Raw genomic sequence first — 15,392 nt, forward strand, 5'->3', positions numbered from 1 at the left:
ACAGAACTCCAGATCAATCCGGCGGGGTGGTCAGGGTCGCTGCATCGACGCCGAGCACACCGGCGATCGCGTCCACTGACACCGGGCCTTCCCGCAGCACCCGCGGGTGCGGTCCGGTGAGATCGACGATCGTCGACGCCGCCTGCTGTTCGGCAGGGCCTCCGTCGAGGTAGACCTCGACGCGATCGCCGAGTTGCTCGCGGGCCTGCACGGCGGTGACCGCGGGGGGATGGCCCGAGATGTTGGCGCTGGACACGGCCATCGGTCCGACGGCGCGCAGCAGTTCGATCGCGACGGGATGAAGCGGCATCCGCAGCATCACGGTGCCGTTCGCGTCACCGAGGTCCCACTGCAGCGACGGGGCCTGGTGCACCACCAGGCTCAACGCACCCGGCCAGAACGCCCGGATCAGCTCCTTGGCGCTGTTGGGAACCGAATAGACCAGGCCCTGGATGGTGTGCCACGAGCCGACGAGCACGGGCACGGGCATGTTGCGTCCACGGCCTTTGGCCGCCAGCAGCGCCGCGACCGCGTCGCTGTCGAACGCGTCGGCACCTATGCCGTACACGGTGTCGGTGGGCATCACGACCAGTCGACCGCCCTTGAGCGCACTGATCGCCGACGCGATACCGGCCTCTCGCTGCGCGGGATCGGTGCAGTCGAAGATCACGTCGCTCATACGCGATCCGCCTCCGCTTCTCGCTGGTTCACGTTGATCAGCCTCTCACCCGGCCCGTTCCGCGGTCACGAAACGCGGCCGGCCGGTGAGGTCGTGTCGCGCCGTGACGTCGGTGAATGCCCCGGTTGCGGACAACGCCGCGACGGTCAGTCCGGAAGTGGTGTCGTCGTGTTCGATGCCGCATCGCCCGCCCGGCCGCAACAGTCGTGCCGCCACGTCGACGATGCGGTCGATCACGGACATCCCGTCCGCGCCGCCGAACAACGCATGGTGTGGATCATGTTGCGCCACTTCAGGTTCGAGCTCGGCGCCGACGGGAATATAGGGCGGGTTGGCGACCAGCAGGTCGACCGTGCCGTCGAGCTCGCTCAGCGTGTCCTCGGCGGTGACGTCGGCCCGGATCACCGAAACGGCCGTGCCGGAGGCATTACGGTGCGCGTACTGCAGCGCGGAATCGGAGTCGTCGACGGCGATCACCTCGGCCTTTGGGAAGTTCACCGACAGCGCCAGTGCCAGCGCACCGGAGCCGGTGCACAGATCGACGATCCGCGACCGCGCCGGAAGCCGCTGCGCCAGCGCCCATTCCAGAAGAGCCTCGGTTTCGGGTCGCGGTATGAACACGCCGGGCCCGACCTGCACGGTGACGGATCCGAACGCGGCGACGCCGGTGAGGTGTTGCAGCGGTATGCGATCAGCGCGCCTGGCCACCAGGTCACGGAACCGCGCGGCGAACGCGTCGTCGGGCTCTGTGAATCTGAGGCGACCCCGGTCGATGCCTGCCACGTGGGCGGCCAGCAGCTCGGCGTCGACCCGCGGCGACCCGACCCCGGCTGCGGCCAGCACGTCGGCGGCGTCGTCGATCAACTGACGCATCGTCACCGGCCGGTCGGCTACGTTCACGTGTTCTGCAACCGGGCTTGCTTGTCGGCGGCGGCGAGGGCATCGAACAACGGGTCGAGGTCGCCGTCGAGAACCTGGTCGAGGTTGTGCGCTTTGTAGTTGATCCGGTGGTCGGCGATCCGGTTCTCGGGGAAGTTGTAGGTGCGGATGCGCTCGCTGCGGTCCACCGTGCGGATCTGGCTGGCCCGGTCGGCCGAAGCGTCGGCCTGCGCCTGCTCCTCGGCCAGCGCCTGCAGACGGGCCGCGAGCACCTGCATCGCGCGCGCCTTGTTCTGCAGCTGCGACCGCTCGTTCTGGCACGTCACCACGATGCCGGTGGGAAGGTGCGTGATGCGCACCGCCGAGTCGGTGGTGTTGACGCCCTGTCCGCCCTTGCCCGAGCTGCGGTACACGTCGATGCGCAGATCCGACTCGTCGATCTGGACCTGTTCGACTTCCTCGGGCTCGGGATAGACCAGGACACCGGCGGCCGAGGTATGGACCCTGCCCTGCGACTCGGTGACGGGCACCCGTTGCACCCGGTGCACGCCGCCTTCGAACTTGAGCCGCGACCACACACCGTCGGCGGAATCACCTTTGCTCGCGATCGACAACGTGGCGTCCTTGTAGCCGCCCAGATCGGAGGTGGTCTCCCCCAGCATCGTGACCGTCCAACCGTGCCGCTCGGCGTATCTGATGTACATCCGGGCCAGGTCCGCGGCGAACAGCGCAGACTCCTCGCCGCCCTCGCCGGATTTGACCTCCAGCACGATGTCGTCGGCGTCGTGCGGGTCGCGCGGCGCCAGCAGGTCCGTCAGCTGGTTGTCGAGCTCGGCCACCTTGGTGGTGAGTTCGTCGACCTCGGCGGCGAAAGACGCGTCGTCGGCGGCGAGTTCGCGGGCCGCCTCCAGGTCACCGCGGGCCGCGTCGAGCTTGCGGTAGGTGGCCACGATCGGCGACACCTGCGCGAACCGTCGTCCCACCTTGCGGGCGGCGCCCGGGTCGGCGTGCAACTCGGGCTCGGCCAGGCGGGCCTCCAGTTCGGCGTGCTCGGCGAGGATCGCCTCGATCGCCGGCGCGGTCTCGGTCATCTCGCCTCCTCAGCTCTCGGTCTGGACTCTCCTTGATGCGCGAAACGGCGCCCGGCCTGCGCATATGCAGCAGAGCGGGCGCCGTTGCGGCAGCTACTTGGTGCGCTTGCCGTAGCGCTTCTCGAAGCGGGCGACGCGACCGCCGCTGTCGAGGATCTTCTGCTTACCGGTGTAGAACGGGTGGCACTGCGAGCAGACCTCGACGGTGATCTGGCCGCTCTGCTTGGTGCTGCGGGTGTTGAAGGTCGCCCCACAACCACACAGCACGGTGGTCTCGACGTAGTCAGGATGAATGCCCGATTTCATGGTTTCCTCTTCGATCGTGGCCCCGGGTCGCCCTCCCCGTTCTGGGAGGCTGCGGCGTGAACCGGAACCGAGGTGTCGGCGGTCCACCCGGCCGGAAGCCGGCAGACTGGCACTGATTATGCCAGGTCAACCGCCAGCAGCCTAAACGCGCGGTCGGCGTCCACTATTCCTGGTCGGCGACCCTGCGGTAGCCGGAGCCGTCGCGTCGCCACAGTGTCCGGCCCGCGGGCCGCACCCCCATCGCGATGAGCTCGCGTTTGAGGATCTTGTTGGTGGCCGTGCTCGGCAGCTCGTCGGCGATCCACACGTGCCGGGGCCACGCCTTCGGTGACAGGTCGGGCTGGGCGGCCAGGAACCGGGCGAACTCGTCGGGGGTGAGCCTCGCCTCGTCCTGCAGCACGATCGCGGCCATCACCTGGTCGCCGACGAACTCGTCGGGCACCGGGTACACCGCCACCATGCTGATGGCCGGTTGCCGGATCAGGATGCGCTCGATCGGGGCCGCGGTCATGTTCTCGCCGTCCACCCGCATCCAGTCCGCGGTGCGGCCGGCGAGGTAGATCCAGCCGTCGGCGTCCCGGTAGGCAAGATCGCCGGACCAGAACATGCCGTGCCGCATCCGGTCGTCGGTGGCGTCCTGGTCGTTGTAGTAGCCGGCGAACATCCCGGCGCCCTGGGTGTTGACCAGCTCCCCGATCGCGTCGTCGGCGTTGCGCAGCGCGCCGTGCTCGTCGAACTCGGCGACTGCGCACTCGGTGAGGGTTGCGGAGTTGTAGATGGCGACGCCGGGAAAGCCCTTGCCGATGGAGCCGGGCGGACAGCCTTCCTCGCGGGTCACGGTGACCGCGTTCTCGGTGGATCCGAAGCCGTCCCACACGTCGCACCCGAAACGGCGGGAGAACTCGGCGATGTCGCGGTCGGTGGCCTCGTTACCGAACGCCACCCGGAGCGGGTTGTCGATGTCGTCGGGCCGCTCGGGAGCGGCCAGGATGTAGGCCAGCGGTTTGCCGACGTAGTTCATATAGGTGGCGCCGTAGCGGCGGATGTCGTCGACGAAGCGCGACGCGCTGAAGTGCGCGGGAGCCATCGCGGCGCCGGAGTTGACCGCGACGGCCCAGCCGGCCAGCACCGCGTTGCTGTGGAACAGCGGCATCGACAGGTAGCAGACGTCGTCGGAGGTGAGCTGGTAGCGGCCCACCAGCGCCGCGCCGGCCAGCACCACCATCGCCTGCATCATCTTCACGGCCTTGGGGTCCCCGCTGGTGCCCGAGGTGAAGATCAGCATGAATGTGTCGGTCGCGGCGACCTCTCGGTGCGGCGTCAGAGGTCCGGCCGCGACGGTGAGCTCCTTCCATGCCGGGGTGCCGACCTCGAGCACCCGCACCCCGGTGAGGTCGAGGCCGTCGAGCAGGTTCCGGTGATCGCCGTCGGTGATCAAGAACTGGCAGTCGGCCCGGTGGATGTCGCGGGCGAGCGCTTCGCCGCGGCGCGTGTTGTTGATTCCGCACAGCACGTAACCGCCCAGCCCGGCCGCGGCCATCGCGGTGAGCATGTCCGGAGTGTTGCCGAGCAGCACCCCGACATGCAGGGGCCGATCGGGGTGTGCCGCGCCGATCAGCGCCGCCGCTTGGGCAGCGGCCTCGTCGAGGTGCTCCCGCCAGGTCCAGGTGCGCCCCTTGTAGGTGATCGCGACGGCGTCGCTGTCCGCGCGTTCCCGCAGCAGCTGCTGCACTGTCTCGGCCAAACCCGGTCCACCTCCAAATGAACAGATCAAGAAAACTGTCTACTGTTCCGACCGGACGAAGCGTACCTCAGCCGTCCCGCCCCGTTCATTTGCGAAGATATGTTGATGAACGCCGCCGCCGTAGCGAATCCAGTGCCGAATTCGGGGGCCAAGCCCGAGATCAGGCCGGTCCGGGACCGGTTGATCGATGCGGCCGAACAGTGCCTGATTGCCAAGGGGATTCGCGCGACCACCGTTTCCGAGGTCGCCGAGGTGGCCGGCGTCAGCCGCGGATGGCTCTACCGCCACTTCCCCGACAAGAACGAACTTCTCGGCGCCGCGATCGTCCGCCTCAACGACGCGTTCTGGACCGAGTCCCGCACCCGCCTCGACACGCTGACCGGACTCGACGAGCAGATCGCGGCGGGGGTGGAACTGGCGCGCAGGGAATCCGAGGCGCCCGGAGCGCTGGTGCTCAAGCTGCGCCAGGAGGAGCCGGAGGCTTTCACCGCATGCGTCGGACTGGGCGTGCGGGGACTCATCCCCGAGATCGCGGCGTTCTGGGAGCCCTACGTGCAGGCCGCTGTCGAGCGCGGTGAGATTCACCCGGGCACCGATCGCGCCGAGGCCGCCGAGTGGATTGCCCGGATCATGATGAGCCTGGCCACGGTCCCGGGCGAGAAGTGCGACGTCGACAATCGCGAATCGGTGCTGCGGCATGCCCGCCGCTACCTGGTTGCGGCCCTGCGCAGCGATCCAGCCGGGAGCTGAGCTAGCCGAATTGCTGGGCGGTCTGACGTCCGGTCATCAGCAGGAGTAGGGCACTGATCGGCGCCGCAACCTCGCGGCCGTCGCCGGCGACGAAGTCGGCATCGGTGGCGACCAGGCGGGTTCCGGCCAGCCGGCGGCGGGCGTGGAACGGAAAGCCCGTCGCCCAGACACGTTCGGCGGCCGCGGCCGCGGCATCGACGGGCATGGGCCGGTCGACGCCGAGCGGAATGCAGATGTCCTGGGTGTGGACCAGCACGTCGATCAACGGTTCGAGCGCGGTGGTTCCAGGCGGGTGGCGCCGGCTGCCGACGACGGCACGCAGATTCGCCGCGATCTCGGCGGGCGTCCTGGCGTCGGTGACCGCCATCCGGTTCACCACGGCGTTGAAGCGGAAGCCACTGCGCGCGGCCTCCACGAGCATGCGCGGGGTGCTGATCGTCGAATGCGTGAGATGGGCGGCGACGTTGCGGACGGTCCAGCCGGCGCACAGCGACGGCGAGTCCCAGAGCGCCGGGTCGCCCGCGTCGATCTCGTCGAGGAGGTCGGCAAGCTCGGACCGCTGCGTGTCGATGTGATGCCAGACGGCGTTGCTGTCCACGGTCACCCCCGAGGTGGTTTTAAGTCAGTTTCACTGACGAATTTAGTCAGCATCTCGTACTAAAGTCAACGCATGGATTCCCAGCCCGGCACCGCGGTGCTGATGTACATCGCCCACCGCGAGGTTCAGAGTCGGGTGATGGCCGCGCTGGCCCGGTCGGGGGTGGACGACGTGACGGTTGCGCAGTCACGGCTGCTGCAGCGGCTGGACCCGGCCGGGATGCGGCTGACCGATCTGGCTGAACAGGCCCGGGTGACCAAGCAGACCGCGGGTGCGCTGATCGACCAACTCGAGCGTGCAGGGTACGTCACGCGCCTGCCGGATCCCTCGGACGCCCGGGCGCGTGTGGTGACACTGACCGACAAGGGGGCCGAGCTGTGCCGGCGGGCCGGGGCGGAGGTGGCACGCATCGAGCAGGAATGGCGGAAGCACCTGGGCGACAAGGCTTTCGATGCGATGCGCACAGCGCTTCTATCGCTGCGCGAGATCACCGACCCCTACCTGTGAGGCCCGGTGTGGCCGGCCGTGCTCGGCACGGGCGACCACACCGCACCACTCAGTCGTTGTCGGCGCCGCCGGGGGTGTTCTTCGACACCTGGACCAGGAACTCGTAGTTGTTCTTGGTCTTACGCAGCTGGCTCATCAGCAGATCGATGGCCTGATGCGGATCGAGCCCGGACAGCACGCGGCGGAGCTTGTGCACGATGGCGAACTCATCGGGCGAGAGCAGCAGCTCGTCCTTGCGGGTGCCCGACGGGTTGACGTCCACCGCCGGGAACACCCGGCGCTCGGCGATCTTGCGGTCAAGCTTGAGCTCGGCGTTACCGGTGCCCTTGAACTCTTCGAAAATCACCGTGTCACCGGTCGAGCCGGTCTCGACCATGGCCGTGGCGATGATCGTCAGCGAGCCGCCCTCTTCGATGTTGCGCGCCGCGCCGAGGAACCGCTTCGGCGGATACAGGGCGGTGGAGTCCACACCCCCGGACAGGATGCGGCCCGACGCCGGCGACGCGTTGTTGTACGCGCGGCCCAGCCGGGTGATCGAGTCCAGCAGCACCACGACGTCCTTGCCCTGTTCGACCAGGCGCTTGGCCCGCTCGATCGCCAGCTCGGCGGCCTGCGTGTGATCTGAGGGCGGCCGGTCGAAGGTGGACGCGATGACCTCGCCCTTGACCGAACGCTGCATGTCGGTCACCTCTTCGGGACGCTCGTCGACGAGCACGACCATGAGGTGGCATTCGGGGTTGTTGCGGGTGATCGCGTTGGCGATGTCCTGCATGATCGTGGTCTTACCGGCCTTCGGCGGAGACACGATCAGGGCGCGCTGGCCCTTGCCGATCGGCATGATCAGGTCGATCACGCGGGTGGTCAGCTTGTCGGAGCTGGTCTCCAGGCGCAGCCGCTGGTTCGGGTACAGCGGGGTGAGCTTGGTGAACTCGGGCCGCTTCTTGGCCTCCTCCACGGGCTTGCCGTTCACGGTGTCGAGGCGCACCAGCGGGTTGAATTTCTGCCGCGGATTCTTGTCGCCGCCGTCGTTGTCACGGGGGACTCGAACGGCACCGGTCACGGCGTCGCCGCGGCGCAGGCCGTTCTTGCGGACCATGTTCATCGAGACGTACACATCGTTCGGCCCGGCCAGATATCCCGAGGTGCGGACGAACGCGTAGTTGTCGAGCACGTCGAGGATGCCGGCGACGGGCTGCACGACGTCGTCTTCGCGCAGTTCGGTCTCGCGGTCACCGCCGCCACCCCCGTCGCCACCGCGCTCGCGCCGCCGGCGGTCGCGGAACCGGCGACCACGCCGCCCCTGACGGCCGTCGCCGTCGTCGTCGCTGGTGTCGGTCGAGCGGCCGCGATTCTGACCGCCCTGCTGGTCGCCGCCGTCGGCGCGGGTGTCCGCCTCCGAATCGGACTTCGCGGTCTGACCGCCGCCCTGGCCCCTGCCTTGACCGGCGTTCTGGTTGTCCCTGCCGTCGCGGCCTTCGCGGCCACCCTGCTGGTCCTGCTGGGCTTTCTTACGGCCCTCGGCCTGACCGGACTCCGGCTGACCGGCGTCGGTCCGGTCCTGCTTGTTCTGCTCGGCTGCGCCGTCATCGGCCTGTTCGCCGGTCTGCCCGCCGGCCCGGGGGCCGCCCTGCTCACGCGAGGACCCGCCACGCTCGCGGCGGCGGGTCTGGGGCTGCCCGTCGGCGTTCTCCTGGGAGGCGCCTTCGTCCGCCGGCTGTTCGGCGGGCTGAATCGGTACGGCAGTGTCGGCGGCGGGCGGCTGCTCGGCGGTGCCGTTCTTGGCCTGCGGCTTGTCCTTGGCTTCGCCGCGGCGTTCACGAATGGCCGCGATCAGTTCGCTCTTGCGCATGCCGGAGGCGCCTTCGACGCCGATCTCCTTGGCGAGAGCGCGCAGTTCGGGCAGCACCATGCTGGTCAGAGCGCCGCGCCGGGCCGGTGCGGCCGCCTGCGCATCACCCGCGGCGGGCGCCGCAGCGGGCGCTCCTGCATCGGCGGGTGACGAAATGTCTGCGCTCACGGTGCCAGGCAGCTCGCCGCTGTCGGAGCCGCCAGCCGTGATGAGGTCCGTATCAGTCACGGATTTCCTTTCTTCCCTCGCTGATCAGGTCACGCGAGGGTTCAGTGCGCTCAGCTGATCCGCTGAACGCCGAGGTCACACCATTGCCACCGCAACGGTGATCGCCAGGTCTCGCCGCGATACAGCGAGCCGTCAGTCCACAAAATTGAACACCTGAAAGAAGAGTCGTCCTAGTGTCGGCGCAGGTGAAGACGCTGCGATTTCTGGACGAAACCGACAATAACCCGCATCCGGCATGGACGCAAGAAACATCATGATTCGCATGTTGCTTCTGTTACTCCCGATAAGCGCGTCGATCTAGCTGCGCGCCGCCACGCCGGAGGTCCATGTCACTCCCGCTCCGACGGACATCTTCTTCACCGTGAACCCGTTGTCCGCACCGTACTGGAGAGCCTGTGCGGGCAATTCGGGATCGGTGCTGAGTGCCAACACTGTGGGGCCTGCCCCGGACAGCACTGCTGCCACCCCACAACGCCGCAGGACGGCGAGGTATTCCGCCGACGCCGGCATCGCGGGGGCACGCTGCGGCTGGTGGAGCACATCCTCGGTGGCCGCCATCAACAGATCGGGCCGTTCGGTGAGCGCGACGACCAGCAGCGCGACGCGGCTGAGGTTGAACCGGGCGTCTGTGTGGGAGACCTGCTCAGGCAGCAGCACCCGCGTCTCCGCCGTGGACGAGCGCACCTGCGGAATGGCCGCGAACACCGTGATGTCGGGGTGCAGCCGGATCGGCGCAGCGGCGTACCGCGGCTCTCCGTCCCCGGCTTCGGTCCAGGACACCACCGCGCCACCGAGCACCGCGGCGGCGGCGTTGTCCGGGTGCCCTTCGAACTCCGAGGACACCTGCACCAACCGCTCCGGCGACATCGGATCGGAATCGGATTGCACGGCAAGGCCGTTGGCAGCCGCCAGTCCGCCGACGACTGCCGCGGCCGAGGAGCCCAGTCCGCGAGAGTGCGGAATGTCGTTGCGGCACCGCACGATCAAACCGGGTGCGGCCATTCCGGTCTCACGCAGGCCACGCTCAATGGCACGCACCACCAGATGCGATGCGTCCAGCGGAACCTGGCCCGCGCCTTCCCCCTCGACCTCGACGACAAGACCTGATTCTGTTGTCTCGATGACGATTTCGTCGTAGAGGCTGAGCGCCAGCCCCATGCTGTCGAAGCCGGGTCCGAGATTGGCGCTGGAGGCGGCCACCACGGCGGTGGCCGCCAGACCGGGCGGCAGGGTGCGGGTCACGGTCAACGGGTCCTAAACCAGACCGAGCTTGGCGACGACCGCGACCGGGTCGACGGGCACGGGGATGACCGCGGGCATGCCTTTGAGCGCGGTGTCGGGGTCTTTGAGTCCGTTGCCGGTGACGGTGCAAACGACAGTGGAACCCTTGGCGACCCAGCCGTCTTCGATGGACTTCAGCAGGCCGGCGATGCTGGCCGCCGACGCCGGTTCGACGAACACCCCTTCGGCACGGGCGACCAGATGGTAGGCGGCGAGGATCTCCTCGTCGGTGGCGGCCAGGAAGCGCCCGTCGGACTGCTGCTGCGCCTCCACTGCCGAAGTCCACGACGCGGGCGAACCGATCCGGATCGCGGTCGCGATGGTCTCGGGATCGCTCACCGGCTCACCGAGCACCAGCGGCGCGGCCCCGGCCGCCTGGGTGCCCAGCATGCGGGGCAGCCTCGTGGCAAGACCGTCGCGGTGATACTCGGTGTAGCCCTTCCAGTAGGCGGTGATGTTGCCGGCGTTGCCGACCGGAAGCGCATGCACGTCCGGGGCGTCACCGAGCGCGTCGACGATCTCGAACGCCGCGGTCTTCTGGCCCTCGATGCGGAACGGGTTGACCGAGTTGACAAGTGAGACCGTCGGGAAGTCCGCAGTGAGCTTGCGGGCCAGCTCAAGGCAGTCGTCGAAGTTGCCGTCGATCTGGATGATCTTGGCGCCGTGCATGACCGCCTGGGCCAGCTTGCCCATCGCGATCTTGCCCTGCGGCACCAGCACCGCGCATGTGATCCCGGCGCGGGCTGCGTAGGCGGCGGCCGAGGCGGAGGTGTTGCCGGTCGACGCGCACAGCACCGCCTGCTGCCCGCGCGAGACCGCCTCGGTGACGGCCATCGTCATGCCACGGTCTTTGAACGAGCCGGTCGGGTTGAGCCCCTCGACCTTCAAATGCACGGTGCAGCCGGTGTATTCGGACAGCCGAGGCGCCGGCAACAGCGGGGTGCCGCCCTCGCGCAGCGTGATGGTGGTCCAGCTGTCCTCGATGGGCAGCCGGTCCCGGTATGCCTCGATCAGACCGGGCCAGGGCTGATGCACGGCTCGGGTGGTACTCACTCTGTGGTCCCTTCCATCCGCAGGACGCTGTTGATGCTCTGGACAACCTCGAGATCGGCGAGGGCCTCGACGGTCTCGGACAGGGCCGCATCGGCGGCCTGGTGGGTGACCACGACGATGCGGGCGCCGCAGCGCTGACCGCCCTGGTCGACCATGCCTTCCTGACGCACCTCGGCGATGCTGACCTCGCGCTTGCTGAACTCGGCCGCGACGGCGGACAGCACGCCCGGACGGTCGGCGACGTTCATGTTGACGTAGTAGCGCGTCGGGATCAGCCCGATGGGCGCGACCGGCAGCTTGGCGTATTTGGATTCGCGCGGGCCGCGACCGCCCTGCACCCGGTTGCGCGCGGCCATCACCAGATCGCCGAGCACCGCCGACGCGGTCGGCGCGCCACCGGCGCCCTGACCGTAGAACATCAGCCGCCCGGCGGCCTCGGCTTCGACGACGACCGCGTTGAACGCGCCGTTGACGGAAGCCAGCGGATGCTCCAGCGGCACCAGCGCCGGGTACACCCGCGCCGAAACCCGTTGTTGCCCATCATCGGTGGTGAGCCGCTCGCAAATGGCGAGCAGCTTGATCGTGCAGCCCAGCGCGCGTGCGGAGGCGAAATCGGCCGAGGTGACCTTGGTGATGCCCTCGCGGTGGACGTCGTCGGCGCTGACCCGGGTGTGGAACGCGATCGACGCCAGGATCGCGGCCTTGGCCGCCGCGTCGTAGCCCTCCACGTCGGCGGTCGGATCGGCCTCGGCGTACCCGAGCGCGGACGCGTCGGCGAGTGCGGAGGCGTAGTCGGCGCCGGTGCTGTCCATCTCGGACAGGATGTAGTTGGTGGTGCCGTTGACGATGCCGGCCACCCGCAGCACGGTGTCGCCGGCCAGCGACTGGGTCAGCGGGCGGATCACCGGGATGGCACCGGCCACGGCCGCCTCGAAGTACAGGTCGACGTGTGCGTGCTCGGCGGCCTGGGCCAGCTCACCGGCGGCCACCGCCATCAGCGCCTTGTTGGCGGTGACCACGGACTTGCCCTGTTCGAGCGCGGCGAGGATGGCCTTGCGCGCGGGCTCGACCGGGCCCATCAGCTCGACGACGATGTCGACGTCGTCGCGCGAGACGAGTTCGTCGATGTTGTCGGTCAGCATCTCCACCGGCACGCCGCGGTCGGCGTCGACGCGCCGCACCCCGATCCCCCGGACCGCCAGCGGCGCCCCGATGCGCGCGGTCAGGTCGGCGGCGCTCTCGCTGATGATGCGCACCACTTCGCTGCCCACGTTGCCGAGCCCCAGTACGGCTACGCCGATCTCGTCACTCACCGCTTCACCTCACTCACTTCCAGACTCAAGAGGTCCTCGACCGTCTCCCGGCGCAGGATCAGGCGTGCCCGCCCGTCGCGCACGGCCACCACGGCCGGCCGGCCGATCAGGTTGTAGCGGCTCGACATCGAATAGCAGTATGCGCCGGTGGCCGCGACGCCGAGCAGGTCCCCCGGCGCCACGTCGTCGGACAACCACGCGTCACGCACCACGATGTCGCCGCTCTCACAGTGTTTGCCGACCACCCGAGACAGGGTCGGCGCCGAGGCGCTGTTGCGCGACACCAGCCTGACGTCGTACTCGGCGCCGTAGAGCGAGGTTCTGATGTTGTCGCTCATCCCACCGTCGACGCTGACATAGCGCCGATTCTTGTCCGCGGACACCGCCACGTCCTTGACGGTGCCGACCTCGTAAAGGGTGATGGTTCCCGGGCCCGCGATGGCACGACCGGGCTCCACCACCAGCCGCGGGGCGGGCAGCCCGACGGCGGCGGACTCGTTGCGCACGATCGTGAGCAGCTTGTCGGCGAGCTCACCCATTGGCGGCGGATTGTCCTGCGGCAGATAGGAGATGCCAAGTCCCCCGCCGAGGTCGACGATCGACATCTGCGAGGTCTTCTCCACACCGAACTCGGCCACCACGTCGCGCAGCAGCCCGATCACCCGGTGCGCGGCCACCTCGAAGCCGGCGACGTCGAAGATCTGGGAACCGATGTGGCTGTGCAGGCCGACCAGGCGCAGATTGTCGGTCTCGAACACGCGGCGCACCGCGGCCATCGCCGCGCCGCTGGCCAGCGACAGCCCGAACTTCTGGTCCTCGTGCGCGGTGGAGATGAACTCGTGGGTGTGGGCCTCGACACCGACGGTGACCCGGACGAGCACGTCCTGGACCACACCGGCTTCGCCGGCGATCCGGTCGAGCCGGTCGATCTCGATCATGGAGTCGACCACCACGTGACCGACACCGTGTTCGACGGCGGCCGTCAGCTCGGCGACCGATTTGTTGTTGCCGTGCAGGGCGATCCGGCCGGGCGGGAAACCGGCGTGCAGCGCGACCGCCAGTTCACCGCCGCTGGCGACGTCGAGTGAAAGGCCTTCCTCGTCGATCCAGCGCGCCACCTCGGTGCACAGGAACGATTTCGCGGCGTAGTGCACGTACTCGCCGCCGCCGAATGCGGCAGAGATCTCCCGGCACCTGGACCGGAAATCGTCCTCGTCGATGATGAATACCGGGGTGCCGAACTCCGCGGCGATCTCGGTGACCGGCACTCCGGCGATCGATACGACACCGTCGTCGCCGCGAACGGCGTGCTGCGGCCACACATTCGGCGCCAGCCGGAGAACGTCGGCAGGCTGCTCGGGGCGGTCCGGTGTCGCCACGGGATGCACCTCGTCGGCGTGGCGCGGACCGGCCGGATGGGCGATCACATCCGCTCCGGGGCGCTGACGCCCAGGATGGCCAGTCCGTTGGCGATGACCTGGCGGGTCGCCGCGCACAGCGCCAGCCGCGCCGCGTGCAGCTCGCCGGGGGCCTCGTCGCCCTGGGGCAGCACCCGGCACGAGTCGTAGAACCGGTGGTAATCCCCGGCCAGATCCTCCAGGTAACGCGAAACACGGTGCGGTTCACGCAGATTCGCCGCGGTCCTGAGTACCCGGGGGAACTCGCCGATGTTGCGGATCAGCGTGCCCTCCTTGTCGTGGGTGAGCAGGTCCAGGTGTGCGGTGTCGGCGACGACGCCCAGTTCGGCGGCGTTGCGGGCCAATGCCGAGAGGCGGGCGTGCGCGTACTGCACGTAGTAGACCGGGTTCTCGTTGGACGCCGAGGACCACAGCTCCAGGTCGATGTCGATCGGGGTGTCCACCGAGCTGCGGATCAGCGCGTAGCGCGCCGCGTCGACCCCGATGGCGTCGACCAGGTCGTCGAGCGTGATCACGGTGCCCGCGCGCTTACTCATCCGGACCGGCTGCCCGTCGCGGAGCAGGTTGACCATCTGGCCGATGAGCACCTCGACAGTGTCGGGGTCGTCACCCAGAGCCGCCGCGGCCGCCTTGAGCCGGGCGATGTAGCCGTGATGGTCGGCGCCGAGCATGTAGATGCACAGGTCGAAGCCGCGCTTGCGCTTGTCCAGGAAATACGCGAGATCACCGGCGATGTAGGCGGGCTGGCCGTCACTCTTGATGACGACGCGGTCCTTGTCGTCACCGAAGTCGGTGGTGCGCAGCCAGACCGCACCGTCCTTCTCGTAGATGCTGCCGGTCTCGCGCAACTTGGCGATGGCCTGCTCGACACGGCCGGACGTGTGCATCGAGTCTTCGTGGGTGTAGACGTCGAAGTCGGTGCCGAACTCGTGCAGCGATTCCTTGATGTGGTCGAACATCAGGTTCACCCCGATCGACCGGAACGTCTCCCGCATCTCGGCCTCGGGCAGTGTCAGCGCCCCGGGTTCGTTGGCCAGGACCTGCGCGGCGATGTCGGCGATGTAGGTACCGGCGTATCCGTCCTCGGGGGTCGGCTCACCCTTGGCAGCCGCGATCAGCGAGTTGGTGAAGCGGTCGATCTGCGCGCCGTGGTCGTTGAAGTAGTACTCGCGCACCACCTCGGCGCCCTGCGTGCTCAGCAGCCGGCCGAGCGCGTCACCGACGGCGGCCCAGCGGGTGCCACCGATGTGGATCGGGCCGGTCGGGTTGGCCGAGACGAACTCCAGGTTCACCTTCTGGCCGCCGAGGACCGCGGAGTGCCCGTAGCCGGCGGCCGCGGCGATCACGTCGCCGACGATCACGTTCTGCGCGGACGCCTCGATGCGCAGGTTCACAAAGCCCGGACCGGCGACCTCGGCCGCGGCGATGCCGTCCTTGTCGGCCAGCGCGGCGGCCAGCCAGCCGGCCAGCTCGCGGGGGTTGACGCCGACCTTCTTGCCGAGTTGCAGCGCGAGGTTGGTCGCGTAATCACCGTGCTCGGGGTTACGCGGACGCTCGACGGTGACGGTGGCGGGCAGCGCGGCGGCGTCGAGGCCGTGCTCGGCCAGCACCGCGGCAGCGGTGGCCTTGAGCAGCTCGGCCAGATCGGCGGGGGTCACGGGGAACCATCCTATGGTCTGGGCTCTTCACGAACCGA

Annotated in this window: 14 protein-coding genes; 2 read left to right on the plus strand and 12 right to left on the minus strand. The window is 68.8% G+C overall.

Annotated elements, in window-relative coordinates; genetic code table 11:
- Positions 1 to 13: 13 nt before the first annotated feature.
- The 5 genes from KXD97_RS29890 to fadD1 form a co-directional block, all read right to left on the minus strand.
- The gene (locus KXD97_RS29890) at positions 14 to 679 is read right to left on the minus strand and encodes an L-threonylcarbamoyladenylate synthase (protein WP_260754627.1); all 666 of its coding nucleotides are present in this window, start codon (positions 677 to 679) and stop codon (positions 14 to 16) included.
- Between the two features lie 45 nt (positions 680 to 724).
- A complete protein-coding gene (gene prmC, locus KXD97_RS29895; RefSeq protein ID WP_260758217.1) occupies positions 725 to 1,552 on the minus strand; it encodes a peptide chain release factor N(5)-glutamine methyltransferase in 828 nt (275 codons plus the stop codon).
- A gap of 23 nt (positions 1,553 to 1,575) precedes the next feature.
- Entirely contained in the window at positions 1,576 to 2,649 is a 1,074-nt protein-coding gene (prfA, locus tag KXD97_RS29900) for a peptide chain release factor 1 (RefSeq protein ID WP_260754628.1), read from the minus strand.
- Positions 2,650 to 2,742: 93 nt separating this feature from the next.
- On the minus strand, positions 2,743 to 2,955 hold the full coding sequence (gene rpmE, locus KXD97_RS29905; protein WP_260754629.1) for a 50S ribosomal protein L31: 213 nt from the start codon (positions 2,953 to 2,955) through the stop codon (positions 2,743 to 2,745).
- 163 nt (positions 2,956 to 3,118) lie between these two features.
- Positions 3,119 to 4,699 carry a fatty-acid--CoA ligase FadD1 gene (fadD1, locus tag KXD97_RS29910; RefSeq protein ID WP_260754630.1) on the minus strand — a complete coding sequence of 527 codons (1,581 nt, stop codon included), beginning with the start codon at positions 4,697 to 4,699 and terminating at the stop codon, positions 3,119 to 3,121.
- Between the two features lie 105 nt (positions 4,700 to 4,804).
- On the opposite strand from fadD1, the gene KXD97_RS29915 reads away from it, so the two are divergent.
- The gene (locus KXD97_RS29915; RefSeq protein WP_260754631.1) at positions 4,805 to 5,449 is read left to right on the plus strand and encodes a TetR/AcrR family transcriptional regulator; all 645 of its coding nucleotides are present in this window, start codon (positions 4,805 to 4,807) and stop codon (positions 5,447 to 5,449) included.
- 1 nt (position 5,450) lies between these two features.
- Here the strand turns inward: KXD97_RS29915 and KXD97_RS29920 are convergent, their stop codons facing one another.
- Positions 5,451 to 6,047, minus strand: coding sequence for a maleylpyruvate isomerase family mycothiol-dependent enzyme (locus KXD97_RS29920; protein WP_260758218.1), 597 nt, complete (start codon positions 6,045 to 6,047; stop codon positions 5,451 to 5,453).
- A gap of 72 nt (positions 6,048 to 6,119) precedes the next feature.
- On the opposite strand from KXD97_RS29920, the gene KXD97_RS29925 reads away from it, so the two are divergent.
- Complete coding sequence (locus KXD97_RS29925; RefSeq protein ID WP_260754632.1) at positions 6,120 to 6,554, plus strand: MarR family winged helix-turn-helix transcriptional regulator; 435 nt, start codon at positions 6,120 to 6,122, stop codon at positions 6,552 to 6,554.
- A 49-nt stretch (positions 6,555 to 6,603) separates the two neighbouring features.
- On the opposite strand, the gene rho is transcribed toward KXD97_RS29925, so the two are convergent.
- The 6 genes from rho to argS form a co-directional block, all read right to left on the minus strand.
- Positions 6,604 to 8,631: a transcription termination factor Rho gene (gene rho / locus KXD97_RS29930; RefSeq protein WP_260754633.1), complete on the minus strand. Its 2,028-nt coding sequence runs from the start codon at positions 8,629 to 8,631 to the stop codon at positions 6,604 to 6,606.
- A gap of 297 nt (positions 8,632 to 8,928) precedes the next feature.
- Positions 8,929 to 9,873, minus strand: a complete 945-nt coding sequence (gene thrB, locus KXD97_RS29935) for a homoserine kinase (protein ID WP_260754634.1) — start codon at positions 9,871 to 9,873, stop codon at positions 8,929 to 8,931.
- Positions 9,874 to 9,885: 12 nt separating this feature from the next.
- On the minus strand, positions 9,886 to 10,965 hold the full coding sequence (thrC, locus tag KXD97_RS29940; protein ID WP_260754635.1) for a threonine synthase: 1,080 nt from the start codon (positions 10,963 to 10,965) through the stop codon (positions 9,886 to 9,888).
- Positions 10,962 to 12,278 carry a homoserine dehydrogenase gene (locus tag KXD97_RS29945; protein WP_260754636.1) on the minus strand — a complete coding sequence of 439 codons (1,317 nt, stop codon included), beginning with the start codon at positions 12,276 to 12,278 and terminating at the stop codon, positions 10,962 to 10,964. The genes thrC and KXD97_RS29945 overlap by 4 nt, the downstream gene beginning before the upstream one ends.
- Complete coding sequence (gene lysA, locus KXD97_RS29950) at positions 12,275 to 13,657, minus strand: diaminopimelate decarboxylase (protein WP_260758219.1); 1,383 nt, start codon at positions 13,655 to 13,657, stop codon at positions 12,275 to 12,277. The genes KXD97_RS29945 and lysA overlap by 4 nt, the downstream gene beginning before the upstream one ends.
- A gap of 44 nt (positions 13,658 to 13,701) precedes the next feature.
- The gene (gene argS, locus KXD97_RS29955; protein WP_260754637.1) at positions 13,702 to 15,354 is read right to left on the minus strand and encodes an arginine--tRNA ligase; all 1,653 of its coding nucleotides are present in this window, start codon (positions 15,352 to 15,354) and stop codon (positions 13,702 to 13,704) included.
- Positions 15,355 to 15,392: the final 38 nt, after the last annotated feature.

The sequence above is a fragment of the Mycobacterium sp. SMC-8 genome (genome assembly GCF_025263565.1).
In the GTDB taxonomy this organism is placed as follows: Bacteria; Actinomycetota; Actinomycetes; order Mycobacteriales; family Mycobacteriaceae; genus Mycobacterium.

What these genes read in the sequence shown, in the direction of transcription:
- prmC (WP_260758217.1), bottom strand. Translation starts at nt 1,552, where the DNA reads ATGCGTCAGTTGATCGACGACGCCGCCGACGTGCTGGCCGCAGCCGGG.
- rpmE (WP_260754629.1), bottom strand. Translation starts at nt 2,955, where the DNA reads ATGAAATCGGGCATTCATCCTGACTACGTCGAGACCACCGTGCTGTGT.
- KXD97_RS29915 (WP_260754631.1), top strand. Translation starts at nt 4,805, where the DNA reads ATGAACGCCGCCGCCGTAGCGAATCCAGTGCCGAATTCGGGGGCCAAG.
- KXD97_RS29890 (WP_260754627.1), bottom strand. Translation starts at nt 679, where the DNA reads ATGAGCGACGTGATCTTCGACTGCACCGATCCCGCGCAGCGAGAGGCC.
- prfA (WP_260754628.1), bottom strand. Translation starts at nt 2,649, where the DNA reads ATGACCGAGACCGCGCCGGCGATCGAGGCGATCCTCGCCGAGCACGCC.
- KXD97_RS29925 (WP_260754632.1), top strand. Translation starts at nt 6,120, where the DNA reads ATGGATTCCCAGCCCGGCACCGCGGTGCTGATGTACATCGCCCACCGC.